Origin of the sequence: Ureibacillus sp. FSL K6-2830, from assembly GCF_038004145.1 — a bacterium.
GTDB classification, from domain to species: Bacteria; Bacillota; Bacilli; order Bacillales_A; family Planococcaceae; genus Ureibacillus; species Ureibacillus thermosphaericus.
Genome location: NZ_JBBOQR010000001.1, coordinates 1,834,177 through 1,856,198, shown reverse-complemented (window position 1 = coordinate 1,856,198; position 22,022 = coordinate 1,834,177). Strand labels below are relative to the sequence as shown.

Annotated in this window: 22 protein-coding genes; 5 read left to right on the top strand and 17 right to left on the bottom strand. The window is 34.1% G+C overall.

Annotated features, from left to right (window positions below):
- Positions 1-39: 39 nt before the first annotated feature.
- Positions 40-1,092 carry a threonine synthase gene (gene thrC, locus NSU17_RS09090; RefSeq protein ID WP_340704831.1) on the top strand — a complete coding sequence of 351 codons (1,053 nt, stop codon included), beginning with the start codon at positions 40-42 and terminating at the stop codon, positions 1,090-1,092.
- The gene (thrB, locus tag NSU17_RS09085) at positions 1,089-2,006 is read left to right on the top strand and encodes a homoserine kinase (protein WP_340704830.1); all 918 of its coding nucleotides are present in this window, start codon (positions 1,089-1,091) and stop codon (positions 2,004-2,006) included. Before thrC ends, thrB begins: the two co-directional genes overlap by 4 nt.
- 54 nt (positions 2,007-2,060) lie before the next feature.
- On the opposite strand, the gene zupT is transcribed toward thrB, so the two are convergent.
- The 9 genes from zupT to putP all read right to left on the bottom strand — a co-directional run bounded on the left by zupT (position 2,061) and on the right by putP (position 12,784).
- Entirely contained in the window at positions 2,061-2,876 is an 816-nt protein-coding gene (gene zupT, locus NSU17_RS09080; RefSeq protein ID WP_340704829.1) for a zinc transporter ZupT, read from the bottom strand.
- Between the two features lie 179 nt (positions 2,877-3,055).
- Positions 3,056-3,349 carry a phosphatase PAP2 family protein gene (locus tag NSU17_RS09075; RefSeq protein WP_340704828.1) on the bottom strand — a complete coding sequence of 98 codons (294 nt, stop codon included), beginning with the start codon at positions 3,347-3,349 and terminating at the stop codon, positions 3,056-3,058.
- A gap of 477 nt (positions 3,350-3,826) precedes the next feature.
- On the bottom strand, positions 3,827-4,855 hold the full coding sequence (locus NSU17_RS09070) for a siderophore ABC transporter substrate-binding protein (RefSeq protein ID WP_340704827.1): 1,029 nt from the start codon (positions 4,853-4,855) through the stop codon (positions 3,827-3,829).
- Between the two features lie 198 nt (positions 4,856-5,053).
- The gene (locus tag NSU17_RS09065; protein WP_096549819.1) at positions 5,054-5,821 is read right to left on the bottom strand and encodes an iron ABC transporter ATP-binding protein; all 768 of its coding nucleotides are present in this window, start codon (positions 5,819-5,821) and stop codon (positions 5,054-5,056) included.
- Complete coding sequence (locus NSU17_RS09060; protein ID WP_096549820.1) at positions 5,818-6,774, bottom strand: iron chelate uptake ABC transporter family permease subunit; 957 nt, start codon at positions 6,772-6,774, stop codon at positions 5,818-5,820. Before NSU17_RS09060 ends, NSU17_RS09065 begins: the two co-directional genes overlap by 4 nt.
- Complete coding sequence (locus tag NSU17_RS09055; RefSeq protein WP_096549821.1) at positions 6,764-7,717, bottom strand: ABC transporter permease; 954 nt, start codon at positions 7,715-7,717, stop codon at positions 6,764-6,766. Before NSU17_RS09055 ends, NSU17_RS09060 begins: the two co-directional genes overlap by 11 nt.
- A gap of 351 nt (positions 7,718-8,068) precedes the next feature.
- Positions 8,069-9,556, bottom strand: a complete 1,488-nt coding sequence (locus NSU17_RS09050) for a peptide MFS transporter (RefSeq protein ID WP_340704826.1) — start codon at positions 9,554-9,556, stop codon at positions 8,069-8,071.
- 345 nt (positions 9,557-9,901) lie between these two features.
- Entirely contained in the window at positions 9,902-11,185 is a 1,284-nt protein-coding gene (hflX, locus tag NSU17_RS09045) for a GTPase HflX (protein ID WP_340704825.1), read from the bottom strand.
- A 108-nt stretch (positions 11,186-11,293) separates the two neighbouring features.
- Positions 11,294-12,784, bottom strand: coding sequence for a sodium/proline symporter PutP (gene putP / locus NSU17_RS09040; protein WP_340704824.1), 1,491 nt, complete (start codon positions 12,782-12,784; stop codon positions 11,294-11,296).
- 255 nt (positions 12,785-13,039) lie between these two features.
- Here putP and NSU17_RS09035 point away from each other — a divergent pair, with 255 nt between their 5' ends.
- The 3 genes from NSU17_RS09035 (at position 13,040) to NSU17_RS09025 (ending at position 16,076) form a co-directional block, all read left to right on the top strand.
- Positions 13,040-14,203, top strand: coding sequence for a class I SAM-dependent methyltransferase (locus NSU17_RS09035; protein WP_340704823.1), 1,164 nt, complete (start codon positions 13,040-13,042; stop codon positions 14,201-14,203).
- 214 nt (positions 14,204-14,417) lie between these two features.
- Entirely contained in the window at positions 14,418-15,038 is a 621-nt protein-coding gene (locus NSU17_RS09030) for a DUF47 domain-containing protein (RefSeq protein WP_016838358.1), read from the top strand.
- 21 nt (positions 15,039-15,059) lie between these two features.
- Positions 15,060-16,076: an inorganic phosphate transporter gene (locus NSU17_RS09025; protein WP_340433547.1), complete on the top strand. Its 1,017-nt coding sequence runs from the start codon at positions 15,060-15,062 to the stop codon at positions 16,074-16,076.
- Positions 16,077-16,109: 33 nt separating this feature from the next.
- On the opposite strand, the gene NSU17_RS09020 is transcribed toward NSU17_RS09025, so the two are convergent.
- From NSU17_RS09020 to NSU17_RS08985, 8 genes are all read right to left on the bottom strand, one after another.
- Positions 16,110-16,268 (bottom strand): hypothetical protein, encoded by a 159-nt coding sequence (locus NSU17_RS09020; protein ID WP_016838360.1) that lies wholly within the window; start codon positions 16,266-16,268, stop codon positions 16,110-16,112.
- A 109-nt stretch (positions 16,269-16,377) separates the two neighbouring features.
- On the bottom strand, positions 16,378-17,457 hold the full coding sequence (locus NSU17_RS09015) for an AI-2E family transporter (protein ID WP_340704822.1): 1,080 nt from the start codon (positions 17,455-17,457) through the stop codon (positions 16,378-16,380).
- Between the two features lie 133 nt (positions 17,458-17,590).
- Positions 17,591-18,124, bottom strand: coding sequence for a YdcF family protein (locus NSU17_RS09010; RefSeq protein ID WP_340704821.1), 534 nt, complete (start codon positions 18,122-18,124; stop codon positions 17,591-17,593).
- Between the two features lie 206 nt (positions 18,125-18,330).
- Positions 18,331-19,050: a YebC/PmpR family DNA-binding transcriptional regulator gene (locus NSU17_RS09005; protein ID WP_016838363.1), complete on the bottom strand. Its 720-nt coding sequence runs from the start codon at positions 19,048-19,050 to the stop codon at positions 18,331-18,333.
- A gap of 141 nt (positions 19,051-19,191) precedes the next feature.
- Entirely contained in the window at positions 19,192-19,656 is a 465-nt protein-coding gene (locus NSU17_RS09000; RefSeq protein ID WP_016838364.1) for a low molecular weight protein-tyrosine-phosphatase, read from the bottom strand.
- Positions 19,657-19,705: 49 nt separating this feature from the next.
- Complete coding sequence (locus NSU17_RS08995; protein WP_340704820.1) at positions 19,706-20,305, bottom strand: lysophospholipid acyltransferase family protein; 600 nt, start codon at positions 20,303-20,305, stop codon at positions 19,706-19,708.
- A 79-nt stretch (positions 20,306-20,384) separates the two neighbouring features.
- Positions 20,385-21,221 carry a putative RNA methyltransferase gene (locus NSU17_RS08990; RefSeq protein WP_340704819.1) on the bottom strand — a complete coding sequence of 279 codons (837 nt, stop codon included), beginning with the start codon at positions 21,219-21,221 and terminating at the stop codon, positions 20,385-20,387.
- A gap of 28 nt (positions 21,222-21,249) precedes the next feature.
- A complete protein-coding gene (locus NSU17_RS08985; protein ID WP_126434383.1) occupies positions 21,250-21,435 on the bottom strand; it encodes a hypothetical protein in 186 nt (61 codons plus the stop codon).
- Between the last annotated feature and the right edge of the window lie 587 nt (positions 21,436-22,022).

Below are 22,022 nucleotides of genomic sequence, written 5' to 3'. Positions count from 1 at the left end.
ACAGATGTTCATCTAGCGAAAACAAAAGGAGATATTACTATGTGGAAAGGTCTTATCGAAGAATATAAAGAATTTTTACCTGTGACAGAAAAAACACCTACATTAACTTTGAATGAAGGAAATACTCCTTTAATTTATTTAGCAAATTTATCTAAAAAACTAGGCATAGAATTATACGGAAAATATGAAGGATTAAATCCTACTGGCTCTTTCAAAGATCGTGGAATGGTCGTTGCAGTAGCAAAAGCTGTGGAAGAAGGAGCAAAATGTGTTATTTGCGCATCTACTGGTAATACATCTGCTGCTGCTAGCGCTTATGCTGCTCGCGCAGGTATTCAATCCATTGTCGTTATTCCAAAAGGAAAAGTCGCTCTTGGGAAATTAGCACAAGCTTGTATGTATGGTGCAAAAATCATTGAAATTGATGGAAATTTCGATGATGCTCTTTCAATCGTTCGTAAAATTGGTGAAGAAGGAAAAGTAACGCTCGTAAACTCTGTCAATCCGTACCGTATCGAAGGACAAAAAACTGCTGCCTTTGAAATTGTCGATGCTTTAGGAAAAGCCCCTGATTATTTATGTATTCCTGTTGGTAACGCAGGTAACATCACTGCCTATTGGAAAGGCTTTAAAGAATATAATGAAGCAAAAAACAGTGGTTTACCTAAAATGTATGGCTTCGAAGCGGAAGGAGCAGCAGCCATTGTAAAAGGTCAACCAATAGACAATCCTGAAACAGTTGCGACAGCTATTCGCATTGGTAATCCTGCGAGTTGGAAATTCGCTGAAGCGGCTCGCGATGAATCAAATGGAATAATCGACTCCGTTACTGATGAAGAAATCATTGCTGCATATAAAGAAATCGCAAAAAGTGAAGGAATTTTTGTCGAACCAGGTTCAGCTGCTTCCCTTGCTGGTGTAGTCAAATCCGTAAATAACGGAAAAATTGAAAAAGGTAGTACAGTGGTCACTGTATTTACGGGGAACGGGCTAAAAGACCCTGATACTGCTATGAATGTATCGACTGTGGAAGTCGTTTCTTTGAAAAATAACATGGAAGAAATTCGAAACTACATTGAGGGTTTAGTATGAGTAAAAAATGGCAAGTTACAGTTCCAGGAAGCACTGCAAATTTAGGCCCGGGATTTGATTCTATAGGGCTTAGCCTATCACTTTATTTAAAGTTAACTGTTTCTCCTCAAGACGAATGGGAAATTGTCCATTTATCAGAAGGATTACCTAAAAAATTTGAAATAAAAGATCACTTAATTTATAAAATTGCTCATGAAACTGCAAAACAATATAATAGAGAAATGCCTAGCTGTCGTATCGAAATCACAAGTGAACTGCCTTTTGCTCGAGGAATTGGCAGTAGTGCAGCAGCAATTGTAGCAGGAATTGAAATTGCAAACCTCCTTTGTGACCTTCAATTATCTGTGCAAGATAAATTAAATCTATCTTCACAGTTTGAAGGCCATCCAGACAATGCCACTGCTTCTGTATTAGGTGGATTAACCATTTCAACAATGGATGAAGCAGGCAATGTTGATACAATTCACATCCATGACCTTGAAGCATCATTTGTATTATTTATTCCGAATGTAAAGTTAAAAACTTCTGAAGCAAGAGATGTGTTGCCAAAAACATTCCAAAGACCATATGCCGTCCAAGCAAGTGCTGGTGCAAATATGCTCGCAGCAGCATTAGTATTAAAGGATTATGAACGCATCGGAAAATATATGGAATCTGATTTATTCCATGAGCCATTCCGTGCAGAACTTATCCCTTATTACCATGAAATTCGCAAGGAAGCAAAAAAAGCTGGAGCGTATGGTACTGCATTAAGTGGTGCTGGACCAACAATGATTTCAATAATTCCAAATTCCATAGGTCAACAATTTGTTGCAAAAATGGAGGAATTATTCCCGACACATAAAATCATTCTGACAAAACCAGATCAATGTGGCGTTTATGTTGAAGAAATATCAAGCGTTTCTAAAGCATAATAAAACAGGAGTTGTTCGAAAGTTCCCTACTTCAGAACAACTCCTGTTATACTTTTATGACAACAAAATTAAACTTATCGCCATTACCGCCATTCCCACAACCACCCCGTATATAGATGAGTGGGTCTCATCATATTTTTTCGCAGCTGGCAATAGTTCATCAAGAGAAATAAACACCATAATTCCTGCAACTGCTGCAAAAATTATTCCAAACATAATGTCATTTAGAAACGGCATCAATATTAAAAAGGCAACGAGTGCACCAATCGGCTCTGCAAGTCCTGAAAAAAAGGAAAGTTTAAAAGCTTTCTTCTTCTTACCAGTTGCATAAAATATCGGTATAGCTACAGCAATCCCTTCAGGTATATTATGGATAGCAATGGCAATGGCAATAGCAATTCCCACACTCGGATCGTGTATTGCTGACATAAAAGTCGCAATCCCTTCAGGAAAATTATGAATACCGATAGCAAGTGCCGTAAATATTCCTACCTTCATTAAATTAGCTTCATCTAATTCCTTAGGTGATAATTCTGCTTGCATAACATCCTCTACTGTTTTTACTTCATGAGGATTTGTTTTTTTCGGAATCAACTTATCTATCATAGCGATAAATAGCATTCCTCCAAAAAATCCGATCACCGTCATCCAATACCCTTTCGACTCTCCTAAAGCAACCGTTAATGCATCTTTCGCTTTAAAAAAAATTTCAATTAATGATACATATATCATTACGCCAGCTGAAAAACCTAAAGCAGCAGATAAAAACTTTTTATTCGTTCTCTCGGTAAAAAATGCTATAAGCGCACCAAGTCCAGTTGCTAACCCTGCAAATAAGGTCAGACTAAATGCTAATATGATGTTACTCATTCGAACATCCTTTCTTTTAATATCCTAATATTATTATATACGCAGAACTTTCCTTCGTGCAACTTTTTTTACCTTATCTATATTTTGTGGATTTAGAAAACTTATTTCAAAAAAATAAACGCTATATCAGCGTTTAATACTTTCAGACAAAAAAATACCAATACAAAACCATGTAAATCCTAAACTCCAGCCATTACATCTGTTGCAAAATGATTTTTCTCCGCCACTCTTGCTAATCCTGTCAATATAGCTAACACCAATCCTCCAATCCAATACCACAACTTACTTTTATGATTTTTTGTAAATTCAGACAATAAATAAGCTATGGTGAATAAATACAATAACCCCATCATAGCATGACCAGATGGAAAGCTATACGATGCCATTTGATCTGCTATTTCTGGTCGTGGACGTGCTACCCATTCTTTTACGAAATGATTGATCAATCGGCCAATCGGAATCGTAAGAATCACAAAAAGCATTCCTCTGTAATTTTTGAACTTTAACCATAAAATGAATAATACAATAATAGCGATTAAATCTATTAGTGAAATTTCACCAAAATAGTGGAAAAAGCTGAAAAACTTATTACCTTTTAATAATAATTCCATGTTTTGATCAAATGAAACGATAGTAGAAGTGTCATTAGTATAGCGTAAAATAATAAAGGGAATAAATGAAACAGTCCACTAATGTAAAGTAATACACGATTATTCATCAACTTCTCCACCTTAAAATATTAAAAATCACCCTTATGAAAGCTTAATAATAACAATAAATTTACTTATTAACATATTGTGCAATTTAGATGTTATTCAGTCGAAAGTATATTATACAATAATAACAGTAATAATGGATTCATTTCATCACATTTGCAAAATCAATGTTAACAGACAAAAAAATGATCACCCAAAGATGTATTGGGTGACCATGACTGGACAAACGATTTATTATTTTAATTCATTTAAAATTTCATCAATTTTCGCAAGTTCAGATTGTAAGCCTCCACCGCTTAAATACCAAAGCGCACCATCTAAGTATACGATTTTACCGTTTTTATAAGCTTGTGTTTTTTGGATAATTGCGTTTTCCATGTCAGCTTCGATGTTTGATTGTCCACCTACAGCTGCAGTACGGTCAACTACAAATAATACTTCTGGATCGAATTCTAAAATCGCTTCGAAACCAAAGTTTGAACCGTGAGATGAAGCTTCGATATCTTCAGTTACTGGAGTAAATCCATAAATATCATATACATAACCGAATCGTGAATTTGTAGCAAAGCCAGATAATTTACCTTCGTTATACATTGTAACTAATGAAGTTTTGTATTGGCTTGCTAATTGTTTAATTTCTTCAAGTTTTGAATCGAATTTCGCTAAAAATTCTTTCGCTTCTTCTTCTTTATCGAAAATTTGTGCTGCAATATCTACTGATTTTAAGAATGTGTTCCAGTAATCATCTTGAGAAGTACCAACGAAAATTACGTTTGGAGTAATCTCTTTTAATTGGTCATAGAAAGTTGCTTGACGACCAGAAATGAAGATTACGTCTGGTTGTAATTCAGCAATATCTTCAAGTAATGGGCTTTTTAATGAACCAACACTTGCATATTCGTCAGCAGCAAATTTAGAAAGATGTTCTGGTAATGTACCATCTTTTGCAACACCAACAATTCCTTCAACACCGAGAGCATCAAGTGTATCTAGGAAACCATAGTCAAATACAACAATTTTTTCAGGCATTTTTTCTAAAACAACATCTTCAAATACAGTAGTTGCACCAGTTTCTTCGTTTTTGCTTTCTGAAATTGTAGATGTAATTGTCATTGGGAATCGGCCATCTTCTTGAGCTTGTCCCTGTGTATTTCCTTCATCTGTATTTGAGCCCGTATTTTGTTCTGCCTCTTTGCCACCGCATGCAGCTAAAACAAATACAAGCATTGTTAGAATAACTGCGAATAATTTCCAGTTCTTCATTATAACTTTCTCTCCTATTCCTTATAATTTTAATATGTTTTGATATTGATAATCATTATCAATAACTGACTCTAATTATAATTATTAGCTTATTGTTCGTCAATAAGTTTTTTTACATTTTTTATTAAACGATTAAAAAATATTACATTTTAAAATGATTTAGAAAAGCATACAAGCTTTTCTAAATCATTCTTATGATTACGTATGAGAATTAAAATATACGCAAATGCGGCAACCATTTTGTTCTTGCACTGGAATATTCATATCATAAATTTCTCGTAAAGATTCTGAGTTAATAATCTCCTCTGTCGGCCCATTTTTCACAACTTTACCGTCTTTTAATGCCACAATATAATCTGAATAAACTGAAGCAAAGTTGATATCATGCAATACAATTACAACCGTTTTATTCAATTCATCAACAAGTTTGCGCAATATCTTCATAATTTGCACAGAATGCTTCATATCCAAATTATTTAATGGTTCGTCTAGAAGAATATATTCAGTATCTTGAGCAATAACCATTGCAATAAAAGCTCGTTGTTTTTGCCCACCAGACAATTGATCTAAAAATTTATCTTCAATTCCCTTCAAATTCATGTATTCAATCGCTTGGTCCACATATTGCTCATCTTCAGGTGTAAGTCTTCCTCTTGAATATGGATAACGTCCAAAAGACACAAGTTCCCTTACAGTTAATCGAACGTTAAGAAAGTTTGATTGCCTAAGGATTGAAACTCGTTTAGCAAATTCATTAGACTTCCAATTTTTTACGTTCTGTTTGTCCAATAACACTTCGCCAGTATCAGCATCAATTAACCTGCTAACCATTGACAACAATGTCGATTTACCAGCACCATTCGGTCCAATAAAGGAAGTAATAGCCTTTGGTTGAATCGATAATGATACATCACTTACAACTGGTTTATTACCATACTTTTTCGTCAACCCTTTAATTTCAATCATCCTTGTGCCCTACTTTCCTTTAGTAATAAGTATATAAAGTAAATACCACCAATAAAATTAATAATGACACTTAAAGTCGTTTTCATTTCAAAAATATGTTCAACAATAAATTGCCCGCCGACTAACGCAATAACACCAATTAAACCAGCTCCTAATATGAGAACTGAATGCTTGTACGTTACAAAAAATTGATAGGATAGATTTGCAACAATCAATCCAAAGAATGTAATTGGACCAACTAATGCTGTTGATGTTGCAATAAGAACTGAAGCTAAAATTAATACATTCATCACTAAACGATCGTAATTAACACCTAAATTTATAGCATTGTCTCGGCCTAATGTAGCAACGTCCAATTGATGTAGCATTCTAAAACCTATAATGAAGGCAGAGATTAAAATAATACTTGCAACAAGTAACAGTTGAACTTTAATTTTAATAAAGCTTGCGAAAAGTACGTTTTGTAAACTCAAGTATTCAACTGGATCAATTAATACTTGCAAGAATGAAACGGAGCTACCTAAGAATGTTCCGATAATCATTCCGATTAATAAAAGCAAATAGATTGGATATTTGTCTGCTCTAAATAATGTACGGTATAACAAAATAGCAAATATGATCATAGCGGCGAGCGCCGCGAAAAAGTTTAAATATTGATTGACTACCCAGATTGATGCAGATCCTGCAAAGAAGAATATAAGGGTTTGCACCACTTCGTACATGGAGTCAATTCCCATAATCGATGGTGTTAATATTCGATTGTGCGTAATTGTTTGGAAAATGACCGTTGAATAAGCGATTGCAAAACCAGTAATCACCATTGCTCCAACGCGCATCATACGTCGAGGGAAAGCATAATCGAATCCACCTTTAATATCGTAAAATCCATAAAATAAAATACAAATGATTGCAATAATCGCTAATATTATTAATTTCACAACATTATTTCGCATATGCTCTCCCCCTAAACAACATAATTAAGAAGAGCAAACTACCAATTACTGCAACTGTTACATTGACCGGTATTTCGTATGGATAAATCACTACTCGACCAATAATGTCGCAGACTAATAAGAAAACAACTCCCAGTACAATTGTATGTGGAATCGTTTTACGTAAGTTGTCCCCCATATAGATTGACACAATATTCGGAACAACCAAACCTAGAAAAGGTATTACACCGACTGTTAAAACAACGGTCGTAGAAATGGTCGCCACAAGAATTAAACCGAGGTTCAACACAGCTTTGTAACTTAAGCCTAAATTTTTTGCAAAGTCTTCACCCATTCCGGCAACCGTAAATTTATTCGCATATAAATAAGCCAAGATAATGGCAGGAACACTTACATATAACAGCTCATAACGTCCTGAAATAATGAGTGTAAAACTACCCATTAACCAAGTATTTATGTTTTGAATCAAATCCCCTTCATACGCAAAAAACGTCGTAATGGAGGATAAAATATTTCCATACATAATACCGATTAACGGTACGAAAATCACATCTTTAAATTTGATGCGGTCTAAAATTTGCATAAATAAAATCGTACCTGCAAATGCAAACACAAAGCTAAAAATTATTTTTTGCATATATGCAGCTTGTGAGAATAACAAAATTGAAATAAGGATCCCTAACTTAGCTGCATCTAGAGTACCTGCTGTCGTAGGTGATACGAACTTATTTCTACTTAAACTTTGCATAATTAAACCAGCAATACTCATTCCTGCACCCGCTAAAATAATGGCAAGTAATCGAGGAACCCTACTAATTAGAAATATTTGAGTTTCTTGTGATTCCCAGTTTAGTAAATCAGTAGGTTTTATATCGATTGCTCCAATGAATAGCGAAATGAATGACAGGATGATTGCTGCTACTATCAACATCCATAGTCTCATTTTTGCTCCCCAATTTTCTCTTTTCTGTACTCATTAATGAAAATGATTCTCATCACCAAGTACAATATCATTATAAAGAGAAAAACTATAAAAATCAAATACAATTGAGAATGAAAATCAAATGAATTTTAGCGTTATTTCTTATTTTATATACCATCCTGACTGTATATTCTTATTTTCCACACAATAAAAAAGAGGGGGGCTAGAAAACATATACTTTCTAAGCCCCCTCACCTTGTCATAATTATGATTTATTTAAAATCTCTACTCCTTGCGGTAGTTGAAACACTTCTACCTATCTATCCCATCGCAAAGGAGCCGTTTCAAAATATCAAACGGCTCCCCTTCCTATTATTTTACGCCTCTCATTGCTTTAGAAATAATCGGAGTAAATAGTAATATGATGACACCAAGAATAATGGATAATCCACCAAGTGCACCAAAATAAACAATTTCCGTAACGGCTTCATAAATTCTTACTAGCTGTGCATTGATTGCTTGTGCAGCCGCGCTAGTTAAGAACCAAAGCGACATTGTTTGAGAAGCAAAAGCTTGTGGAGCAAGTTTTGTCGTTGCCGATAGCCCCACTGGGGAAAGCAATAACTCCCCTATTACAACTAAGAAAAATGATAATACTAGCCATAACGGACTTACTAATTCTGTTCCACCAGACAGTTTTGAAGGAATCATCATCACTAAGAATGAAGCACCTGCAAAGAACAGTGCAAAGGAAAACTTCAGTGGTGTTGAAGGTTGACGATGACCTAGTTTTACCCACATCCACGCAAAAACTGGAGCAAAAAGAATAATAAATAATGGATTTAACGATTGGAACCAAGAAGCTTTTAATTCAAAGCCGCCAACATTTAGATTTGTTCGCGTATCTGCATAAGTTGCCAAAATTGTTGCACCTTGCTCTTGAATTGCCCAGAACATTACTGCGGCAATAAATAAAGGAATGTATGCTAACACACGAGATTTTTCATCTTTTGTCGTTTTTGGACTTCTATACATGATGATGAAAAATGCTGTAGGAATTAGTACACCTAAAGTTGTAATAATCGTACTAAATACACCCATTGTTAAATTGCCAGTTGCATACAAACCGCCTAATACAACAACAATCGCTAAAATAATGATTGTGAAATTCAAAATCGCTTTTTTCTTCTCGGCTTCATTTAATGGGTTTGGAACTTGAAGACCTGCTAAGCCCAAATTTTTCTTTTGCGTGGCTATGTAAATAATTAAACCGATTAGCATTCCAATACCTGCTAAACCGAATCCTAAATGGAAGCTATAAGTTTCCCCTACAGTCCCAACAATAAACGGAGCTAAAAATGCTCCCATGTTAATACCCATGTAGAAAATACTAAAACCAGAGTCGCGACGGCTATCTTTTTCTGCGTATATCTCGCCGACAATTGATGAAACATTCGTTTTTAATAAACCTGTACCAATAATGATAAATACCATTGATATAAGGAGACCCGTTAAAGCAAGTGGAAGAGCTAAAATGAAATGCCCGATCATGATGAGGATTCCGCCATAAAACATTGTCTTACGAGGACCCCAAACTCGGTCAGACAACCATCCACCAATAATACCAGACATATAAACTAAAGAACCGTAGATGGCCATAATGGAGTTTGCAGTTCCGCGTTCAAGCCCCAATCCACCTTCATGTAATTCATAGTACATATAAAAAATTAAAATGGCGCGCATTCCATAATATGAGAAACGTTCCCAGAACTCAGTAAAAAATAGTGTAAATAATCCTTTAGGATGTCCAAAAAAGCCTTTCTGGGGGACAGATTTCACAATTTCTTCTTTAGATAACATATCTTTCCCTTCTTTCTGTTATTTTACTTTTTATTTTTTTCTGAAAATTTCATCACTTTTGAAGCGACCACAATATTTATTTTTAAATAATTTCCATAGAATTTTCAATATATCTGTATAATGTTTAAATTTTAAGTTTATTTGATATTTTTCAAAATTTCCTATCATTTTAACTGTTTAATGTCTCTATAACCACCGTTTTTATTATTTTGGTATAACAATTTCGCTAATTTACTATCCTCTGAAAAGTTTTCTTCTTAATTTGTCACCTGTTATGTAGTTTGGAATGTATCAAGTCTATACATACCAAAAAAGCGAGGGGAATTTGATTCCACTCGCTTTCTGCTATTTCTTGACTACAAAGTCTTCAAACTTTTTATAATCTGATTCTTTCAATTCTACTATTAACTTTGTTCCCGCTTCTTCATACTCTGTTGACTTTACTGAAGCATTCTCGTTTAAATAGGATACGATATCCCCCCGGCTGAAAGGAATGAACATTTCACAAGTATAATAATTGGAAAAAAGATGTTTACGAATACATTCAACTAACTCATTCAATCCTTTGCCTTCTTTCGCGGATATCCAAAGGTCTTCTCCGTAAACTTTTGGGTAAGCAATATTGGCTAAGTCACATTTATTATAAAGGTAAATGGTTGGAACATTTTCTACTCCAATTTCTTTTAATGTACGATTCGTAACATCCATCATAAACTTATATTCACTGTTAGAAACATCCACTACATGTAACAATAAATCCGCATCTCTCGCTTCTTCTAATGTTGATCGAAAAGCTTTTACTAATTGGTGGGGAAGCTTGCTTACAAATCCAACGGTATCAGTTAGTAAAAATTGTTTTTTATCCGGTAATTCAATTTTTCGCACTGAGGTGTCTAGCGTTGCGAACAGCATGTCCTTTTCAAATACTTCTTTGTCCTCTTGCCCAAATTTTGCAAGCATTTGGTTCATAATTGTTGACTTCCCTGCGTTAGTATACCCAACTAGTGACACTACAGGAATTTCACTTTTACGTCGCTTTTTTCTTTGCGTTTCTCGTTGTTCTTTAATTTGTTCTAGTTCTTTTCGCAACTTTGTAATTTGGTCTTCAATTTTCCGTCGATCGAGCTCTAGTTTTGTCTCACCAAGTCCTCTATTTCGAAGACCTCCACCTGTTGCTCCAGCTTGTCTTGATAAAGAAGAATGTAATCCAACTAATCTAGGCAACATATATTGCAGCTGTGCCAATTCAACTTGCAATTTAGCCTCTTTTGTTTTTGCTCGGCGGTCAAATATATCTAAAATTAACGTTGTTCGGTCAATCACTTTGCAATCTAAATCACTTTCTAAATTTCGGATTTGCGAAGGAGATAGTTCATCGTTGAATATGACTAAGTTTGCACCAACTTCATCAAAAAAATTTTTAATTTCTACTACTTTTCCCTTTCCTACATAATGAGATGGATTAACGCGCTCTAAATTTTGAGTTACTTGCCCTACCACTTCGACGTCAAGGGCTTCCGCTAAATTTTCCAATTCTTCCATTGAATATTCAAAATTTGGGTCATTTAAGTTGACACCCACTAATATTGCTTTCTCTTTAATCATCTCTACTTCTTTTAACTGAGTCATAATCCTTCCCTCCGAACAATGGGTCTTATCCCGTTATTATACAGTATACCCTGTGAAAGAAAAAGAAAGACCCACAACACAAAGTTGTGGATCTTCCTCGATAACTCATTATTTTTCCTTTTCAGCTTTTAAAACCTCTAATGTTTGATTGAATTCTTCTTCAATTTCTGGATTTTGTTTATACGTAATCATACTTACAATAACTGCTACAACTAAGTTAGAGAAGAATCCAGGAACCATTTCATAAATCATGCCTGAAAGAGTAGCGGATTGACCCCAAACGAATGCTACAATAGCACCAACAACCATTCCGCTTAATGCACCAATGTTTGTTAACTTTCTCCAATATAGAGCAAGGATAATAATTGGACCAAAGGATGAACCAAATCCAGCCCAAGCAAATCCAACTAAATCTAAAATTGAGTTGTTTGGATTCCAAGCTAAAATCATTGCGACAATAGCTACAATCAATACCGCTACACGTCCAGCTGTCACATAGTGCTTATCGGTAGCATCTTTTTTGAACAACGCTTTATAAATATCCTCAATTAATGCAGAGGAAGTAACGATTAATTGAGATGAAATCGTACTCATAATTGCCGCTAAAATGGCTGCAAGTAAAACACCTGCAATAAATGGATGGAATAAAATTTGTCCCATTACAATGAAAATCGTTTCTGGGTCATCAAGTGTCATTCCGTTTTGTTGGAAGTAAGCAACACCCACTAGCGCCGTACACATCGCACCAACCAAACTTAAAATCATCCAACCGATACCGATACGACGGGCACTTTTCATTTCTTTTACTGTATTAATCGCCATGAAGCGAACGATGATATGTGGTTGTCCGAAATATCCAAGACCCCAAGCAACAGAAGAAATAATTCCTGCAGCTACTGCTGTTGATGGTAATAAACTTAAATGCTCAGGATTTACAGCAGTGATAGCAGTTCCTGTTTCACCTAATCCTCCTGTAATGAAAACGCCTACAAGAGGAACTAAAATTAAAGCGAAAAACATAATTGTTCCTTGTACTACGTCTGTATAACTTACCGCTAAGAATCCACCAAATAATGTATAAATGATAACAACTGCACTTACAAGGATCATCCCAGTGTGATAATCAAATCCAAATGAACTTTGGAAAAACTTACCACCAGAAACCATACCAGAAGAAACATAGAACGTGAAGAATACAAGAATAACGATTCCTGATGCAATTCTAAGTAATTTCGTATTGTCACGAAGTCGGTTATCTAAAAAGCTTGGGATTGTAATAGAGTCTTTGGAAATTTGCGTATAAACACGTAAACGCGGTGCGACTAAAACATAGTTTAAATATTGTCCAACTGTTAAACCAATCGCAATCCACGCTTCTACTAAACCTGCTGCATAAATGGCACCAGGTAACCCCATCAATAACCAACCTGACATGTCGGCTGCTCCAGCACTTAGAGCGGTTGTAATTGGCCCTAATCCACGCCCACCTAACATGTATTCCTTTAAGTTAGATGTTTTTTTGAATGCATACCAACCAATTAATAACATTGCAATCATATATAATATGATCGCTAACATTTGGAAAGCATACTCACTCATAAAATTCTCCTCCTTGTTGTTACATACTTAAAATATGTCGAAATAGAGAAAATAATGTCGATTTCTAAGAAATCTTTTATAACAATACTTTAACATAGGGATAGGTTTTTGGATATAATATTTTTTTGGAAAATTCTCTTTTTGTATAATTTTCCGTCAACATGGTTTACAATTTTCCCGACCTTTTCTATAACAATAATGTATTATGTGTTAAACTATTGTCGATTATCCTAAAACGAAGAAGGTTTGATATCCATGGAATTTACTGATATGAAACAACAATTGCTTGAGCATATTTTTAATAAAAAACTAATATCTGCAACCATTAGTCAACCAAGGAAAAAAGCAGATGAATTGAAAAGAGTTAAATTAAAGCCAGTTGAAATAAAGGGACAATACCATATTCAACTGGAATATCAATATGAAAGGATATTAAAACATAAAAATATCCTATTAGAAAATTTCCATCCCTATTTGGATGAGTTGCTACAGCAATTTAGACAATTTCACGGGCAATTCACCGATCGCTTAATTCAAATCCAATTATCTAAAAAGAATAAAGTCTTTTGGAAAGAAGAACAAACAGAAATGAAAAAAGAGCTGTCTTTAGCCCATAACCGTAAAAAGAATTACTTGCTGAATGAAACAACTCCTTATCCATTCTTAGTGCGGCTTGGGGTTCAAACTCCTGATGGAAAAGTCAAAAAGCAAAAATATGACAAATTTCGACAAATTAACCGATTTCTCGAATTTATTGACGATTCCTTAGATTACTTACCGACAAATCGGCAAATTCGGATTATCGATTTTGGCTCAGGGAAGTCTTACTTAACCTTTGCCTTATATCACTATTTGAAAATTGAAAAAGGATTAGATCTTAAAGTTACAGGACTAGATTTGAAAAAAGAAGTAATCGAAGAGTGTAATAATATTGCAAAAGATTTACATTATGACCATTTAGAATTTATTATAGGAGATATAAATGATTATGATGAAGAGACTTCTGTCGATATGGTCGTAACATTACATGCTTGTGATGTGGCGACAGATATGGCACTGGCTCGAGCTGTAAAGTGGGGAGCAAAAGTCATTTTAAGCGTACCATGCTGTCAACATGAATTGAACCGTCAATTAAACGCCCCGCATTTAGAAATCATGACACAACACGGATTAATCAAAGAACGTTTTGCCGCTCTCGCAACCGATTCAATTCGTGCAGAAATTTTAAAATTAGTCGGATATGAAGTACAGTTAATGGAATTTATCGATATGGAGCATACACCTAAAAATATATTGATACGTGGTTTTTATACTGGAAAGAAACCGGGCAAAAACGAATTCGAAAGATACAAAGCTTTTATTGAATTCTTATCAGCAAAGCCATTTTTGCAAAAGGAACTTGAAGAATACTTATCATAAAGTCAATCCATAATAAGCATATTAATATGGCACTGCCAATTAATATGCTTATTTATATTCCTTATTTTCAATACAATAACTAATTATTACCAAATAAATATTACAGGAATGTAAATTTTGTTATTTTCCGCATTTACATTCTATAGTTTTTGAATTTTTTTTGCTATCATAATAAAGGTTTTAAAACTAACGTATATCAGGGGGCATTACTTTCATGTTTAATCCAAAAAAATCAGATCCATTTTTTGTGTCATTACACAAAATTGCTGAAAACATGCGAGATGCAGTTCACTTTGCTAACGACTTTAATATCGATTCAATTGCTGATTTAAAGGAATTAAGTATCAAAGTTAAAAAATTTGAAACGGATGGTGACAATTTAATACACGAACTTATCGTCATGTTAAATAAGTCATTTATGACACCAATCGAAAGAGAAGATATTTTAGCATTAGCTATTAAAATGGACGATGTATTAGATGGTATAGAGCAATGTTTTGCTCACTTAGAGATGTTCTCCATTCCAGAATTAGACGAGTCAATGCGCACATTTTTAAAATACATAACAAGAAGTGCAGATGAAATTGTATCAGCAATCGACTTGTTAAATAAAAAAGATTTAACTTCAATGAGAAATCATATTATTTTAATCAAGGACTATGAACGCGAATGTGATGAAGTATCCCGTTCATCCATTAAACAACTATTCTTAAATGAAAAAGATCCAATCCGTTTAATTAAATATAAAGATATTTACAACCAATTGGAAGATATCGCTGACCATTGCCAAGACGTAGCAAATACACTAGAAACAATTATCATGCGCAATGCATAATAACGGAGCGGAGTTTTAGATATGGATGCCATTTTAATCATCACAATATTAATCGTTATATTTGCGCTCGCATTTGACTTTATTAACGGATTTCACGATACAGCAAACGCGATTGCTACGTCTGTTTCTACTCGTGCACTGCCACCGCGTACAGCTGTAATGCTTGCTGCTATTATGAACTTCCTTGGAGCAATTTCTTTTGTAGGAGTAGCAAAAGCAATTGCTAGCGATATCGTAGACCCATTTTCACTGAATCAAACGCCAGATGATACAACGGGATCTGTCGTTATTTTAGCAGCACTTATTTCTGCGATTACATGGAACTTACTTACTTGGTATTTTGGAATTCCGTCTAGCTCTTCTCATACATTAATTGGTTCCATTGCTGGTGCAGCAATTGCTGCGGCGGGATTTGATATTCTTAATTATAAAGGTTTTATGGGCATTTTAGAGGCGTTAATTTTCTCTCCATTTATCGCTTTTGGTGTCGGATTTTTATTCATGACAATATTCAAGTTGTTGTTTAAAAATTTGAACCTTTATCGTACCAATAAAGGATTCCGTACGATGCAAATCTTTACCGCAGCATTACAGGCTTTCACTCACGGTACGAATGACGCCCAAAAAGCGATGGGAATCATTACAATGGCTTTAATCGCTGCCGGCATCCAATCAGATAACGATGTACAAGATTGGGTACGAATTGCCTGTGCGCTTGCAATGGGATTAGGAACTTCCATCGGAGGATATAAAATCATTAAAACGGTTGGTACAAAAATTATGAAAATCCGACCTGTTAATGGCGCTGCAGCCGATTTAGCATCTGCTACTGTTATTTTTGGAGCAACCTTAATTCACTTACCGGTATCAACAACTCATGTTATCTCTTCATCCATTATGGGTGTGGGATCTGCTCAACGTGTAAAAGGTGTTAAATGGGGAGTAGCTCGTAAAATTGTTTTAACTTGGATTATTACAATGCCAATTTCAGCAGTAATTGCTGGTTGTGTTTATTTCATATTGGATTTATTCTTCTAAATAAAAAACACGAGCTATAAACGCTCGTGTTTTTTATATTGTATTATTGGAATGACTCAATTCAAAAGGCAGAATACTTTGGTTTATAGTTGGCTCATAAGTGGCATAAAAGATTGTAATGGCAACGATAACCAAAATGCTAACTAAAAGCATAATACTTACAAGAATGATAGCAGCTCTCTTTCCGCTCATACAAAATCCCCTTTTTTCTAATAATCGCTCTCTCATAAAAATGCCTTTTCTAAGTATACAATACAAGATTAAAAAAAACAGCTTCCCTTTAAGTGTATACCGATTTATATTATAACGTTTTCGTTGCAGTTTCCTTAATTTTCTTCCGCTCCTCATAGATATTCTTTATAATTACTTTTAATACTGCATAAGTTGGAATACCAATCATAATTGCAATAAAACCACCTATATTACCAGCAGCTAATACTACTGTTATAACCGTTAACGGATGGATATCTAAAGATTTTCCCATAATATTTGGGGTAATTAAATTGCTTTCCAATTGTTGCGCAACAAGGGTAATTACACATACCCAAATCACCAAGACTGGATCTTGAATAATGGCGACAAGAATTGCTGGCGCCAACGAAATCCATGGACCGATAAACGGAATCATATTCATGAAAAAGGAAAAAATTGAAAGTAATAAAGCATATTCAAGTCCTATAATTAAGTACCCTATAAACATCATCGTTGCTAAAATTAAACTCACAAGTACTTGTCCCTGTACATAGGTTTTTAGTGCTTCATTGATGTCTTCTAACGTATTCTTTACCCATATACGACGCTCGCCGGTAAAAATCTTGTAAATATTTGGTGCAAATTTTTCATGATCCTTTAACATGAAAATATAAAAGAATGGTACCAAAATTAAAGTAAAAATTGTAGAAACAGTACCGCTAACAAAGTTTACAATGCTTTTACTACCTACAACGACAATGTCTTGAATAGAACTTGTTACAGAATCAACGAAGTTTTCAACTTGAGGAGGTAAATTGTCTTTGTTTTCTAGAATAAAATCCGTTGCTTCCATTATTTTATCGCCAATATTTGGAGAATTTTGCACTAAGCGGTTCACTTGTTCAACAATCGGATTTCCGACAATTAACAATAATCCCGTTACTAATCCTGCTAATAGTAATACAATCGTTGAAATACTTGCCCATCTAGGAAGCCCCTTTTTTTCTAGCCAACGTTGGAAAGGCTCTGATATGTAAAAAAGGACGCCACTTAATAACACTGGAATAAAAATTGTTTTGATAATAATAACAATGGGATTAAAAATCCAATGAATTTCTATTACATATTTAATAATTAATAAGGCAATTAATAATCCAATTCCCACTTGAAACCATAATTTTTTTGTCATCGTTCATTCACCCCTACCCAAGTTTAACACTTCCTGAAAATTGCTATACAAATCTATTTTCGTTTATAAAAAAATCAATAAAGAATGATGTAATTGCGAGCATTTTCCTATCATTACAATTCGGTTGGAAGTTTTATTTTCCAAGGATTAATGTTTTTATGAGAGCAAACTGTTCACGAATATGTAACTTCTGCTCAACAATTTTTGGTGTTTTTGATGCAACTATGTCCACTTCTAAGTCCAGTTTATTTGCTAATATTTTTGCACGTGCACAGTGAAAATCGCTTGTAATAAGCGTAACGTTTTTTGTATTGGTTGGCAGTAATTTTTTTGAATATAGCAAATTTTCGTATGTAGACGTTGCTTGTTCTTCACGGATAATTCGATATTCTTCAATTCCTGATTCCACTAAAAATGTGTACATTGCTTCAGCTTCACTAATCGGTTCGTCCAATCCTTTCCCACCAGAAACGATGACGTTTACATGAGGATAGGATTTCAAATACTCTATCGCCTCTTTCAAACGATACTGCAAAGTTAAGCTTGGTCTTCCATCCGATTCTACTTTCGCTCCTAATAAAATCGCATATTCATAAGTACCATCTGCAACCGGTATTGGCTGTTTCATGGTTTTATAGGACCAAGTAAATAATGATACACTACTCACTATTAAAATTCCTAATATTATTAAAAAACTTTTTTTCATATGATCACCTTAAGATTTTCTCTTAGTACTTACGTTTAAACGATTATAAAGTTCCAAAATTATACTTTAGAAACGTGGAATTTTTCTTTGAAAATCCAGTTCCCCAAAAACTGACAATGAAAAAGACCGTGACACTCAACATGTTACGGTCTTTCCTTTATTGAATATTAATCTTCTAAATCTGCGTTATGATATACACGTTGTACATCTTCAAGATCTTCTAATGCATCAATCATTTTTTCAAATTTCACTTTGTCTTCCCCAGTTAGTTTTACTTCAGTTTGTGGAAGCATTGTTAATTCAGCTACTGTAAACTCTTCAATACCTGCTGCTTTGAATGCTTCTTGAGCAACATGGAATTGATCTGGCTCCGCATAAACGATTGTGATTCCCTCTTCATCAAACACATCACGTGCATCAATATCCGCTTCTAATAAAATTTCTAATACTTCATCTACTGACTTACCTTCAATTCCAAATACCGCAGTAGAATCAAACATATATGATACCGAACCTGTTACCCCCATATTTCCTCCGTTTTTGCCAAAAGCAGCACGGACTTCTGAAACAGTACGGTTCACATTGTTTGTTAACGCATCAACAATCACCATTGTTCCACCGACACCGAAGCCTTCGTAACGAAGTTCATCATAATCTTCTCCGCCAGCACCTTTCGCTTTTTCAATGGCACGATCAATAATATGTTTAGGTACATTATATGTTTTTGCTCTTTCTAATACTGCCTTTAATGCCTGATTTAATTCTGGGTCTGGTTCACCTTTTTTTGCAGCTACATAAATTTCCTTACCGAATTTTGCATAAATTCGGCTGGTGTTTTTATCTTTTTCTGCTTTTTTATCTTTAATATTATTCCATTTGCGACCCATTAGATTCACTCTCTTTCCTATTCAAAATATCAGTAAAATTTCATTCTGACAAATACGACTGTATCATTATACACCATGATTTCTTTGATGAAAATAATCGCTACTTGATTTTTTTGTAAAATGCCTTTATAATATCAAACTTTAATCTTCCATCTCTTCTATTATTTTGCTCAATAATGCTTCGCAACCATCTACAACTAAGTCATATGTCTCTTGGAAATCCCCCGTATAATATGGATCTGGAACGTCTTTTTTGTGTGAAGTTAAATCAAGAAAACGGAAAATTTTTGGATGTTCCGTTTGACCTAATATTCTACATATATCCCTTATATTACTTTCATCCATACCAACAATATAATCAAACTTTTCAAAATCATCTTTTTTCAATTGCCGCGCAGTGATTCCTTCTGTGGAAATATTATATTCTTTTAATTTGTTGGAAGTACCGTAATGCGGCGGTTCTCCCACGTGCCATGAACTTGTTCCAGCAGAATCCACTTCGATTTTATCTTCTAATCCTCTCTTTTTTAGCAAGTCTCTAAATACTGCTTCAGCCATTGGCGAGCGGCAAATATTTCCTAAGCATACGAAAAGTACACGTTTCATCATAACAACCCCTTTTGAAAAAGCACCTTCCGTTGACGGAAAGTGCTAATTATTTTCCATTTGTTCGTTTTATTTCTTCTGTTAACCTTTGAAGCTCTTTTTCTAAAAAGGCAGTGTATTCATCCCGCGCTTCTTTTCCAGCAGGAACGGTAAAAGGTTTACCATATATTAAATACCCTTTTTGTCTTTTTATTACTTCCTTTATATTTTTTGGACCAATATAGGCTGCTGGAACAATTTTCGATTTTGTAAGTTGAGCAATAGTAATCGCTCCTTGTTTTAACTCTGCGTTATTTGTTGTACGAGTACCACTCGGAAAAATTCCAACAATTTTTCCTTCTTTTAGAAGTTGACGAGGTATTTTAATCACGCTCGGTCCCGGATTTTCACGATCGACAGGAAAAGCGTTCAGTTTTTTAATCAACCAACCTAACACTTTAATATCAAATAGTTGTTTTTTTGCCATAAAATGTATTTGTCTAGGATATATGGAAAGACCTAGGTTTAAAATATCAATATATCCATTATGTGTACACGCAACGATGTATCCCTCATTCTTTGGTAAATTTTCCTTACCATATACCTTCGCTTTTGATCCATTTATTGTTAAAAACACGTTAACTACTCTAGCTCCGAAATCGTATAACACTGTTGATTCCTACCCTTAAATTTTTTTATTCATTCTTATTTTAAAGAAAACATCCCTTTCTTTCAATCTCATCACAAACTTACACTTCTCCCACTAATATATCCAAATCAATCGTCAATTCCTCTAAAGATATATCATGGGTTTCTGCATGCCATCCTAGAGGAGTCATTTCAATTAATTTAGGAATTAGTTCCTTTTTAATAGGCACTTTATAAGTAACTCTTTGTTGTGACACGTTCATAAATTGCTCATGAAATCGAAAGACAGTTTGCTCGTTAGAATAAAGCTCTTTTTTTGAGTTTGCAAATACTTGTTTTCTTAATTCCATTAAATATTCGGATTGGGGAACTACTTTAATCAATTTTCCCCCTTGCTTTAACAGGCGTTTAAACTCACCATAGTTTGCTGGCGATAAAATATTCAATATTACGTCAAATGATTGTTCACGAAAAGGACTATCTGCTAAATCTCCAACGCACCAAATTTTCCGGTCATAATATTTTGCCGCAGTAATAATTCCTTCTTTAGCAATATCAACCCCTACACCAACTACCTCATCATTTAATTGCTCACAAATACGAGCCAAATGGGAACCTTCCCCGCATCCAGTATCTAAAATTGTCTTAACTGAATTTCCAATGATAGTTGCTACTTGTTTATGCATTTCATTGAACAAACCGCTATCAATTACAACTTTACGAGATTCAAATAAATTTTTCGTATACATAGAACGGACAGGTTTTGTCAAAAAATTCACATATCCTTGTTTTGCAATCGTAAAGTTATGACGATTACTACAGAAAACCTCTCCGTCATGATGGACATCCATTTCATTATTACAAATCGGACAAGAAAACAATCTGCTATTTTCTTTCATAAATTCTATGCTGTTTTGCCGTTTTGAGCGCTTTCCCATTGTTATTTCCTTTCAATATACTGTGATATTAATGATTAGTAGTTGCTTGATCCATGTTCATTTTATAAGAAGGTTGATGAATATTAACAAATTGTTCTAGTGAATGATGAATTTTTTGGATATCCTCTACTGTATGTTTTTTATCAGTTCGTTTTTTCCAAAAACGCTTTAATTCATTTACTTTTATTACTGGCACATTATTTGATTTCGTCATAATTTTTTTAATGAACAACTATCTGTAAATAGAACGATTGAATGATGTTACTCATTATTCTACCAAATGCACCTTGTATTGGCTATGATAACCCGTTTGAATCGAATCTATTTTTTGCCTTTATTGTTTGGTGAATAATATCGAAATTTCCTAGGAAATATTGTCGATTCAATTTCTTTAAACTCTTTCTTTGTCGACCGTGACTTTTTCTTCCCTTAAGCAACTAATTTTATGACAGGATAAAAAGGAAATTATCAGTCCTTAATTTTTTTCAATATTATTCGACACTTTAATTCACATACATTTTATACTAATGATTACTCGGAGTAATGCGACAAATTGTTTTATTAATATATAAACTTAATTGATTTACTGCATATCTTTTCATTTTATATACTTTTTTTGAATAACATTTAGATTTCGACAGCTCCTTATCTCAATAAAGGTAGATTGTTAACTTGGTTGATATTAATATTCATTTCATTTTCGTTATTGTTAATGTTATCTTCTATTTTATTTAAATATCATGATTAAGATATTATTTTTGTTTTGAAACATACCCATTCTATTGTTTTCGACAGTTCCAT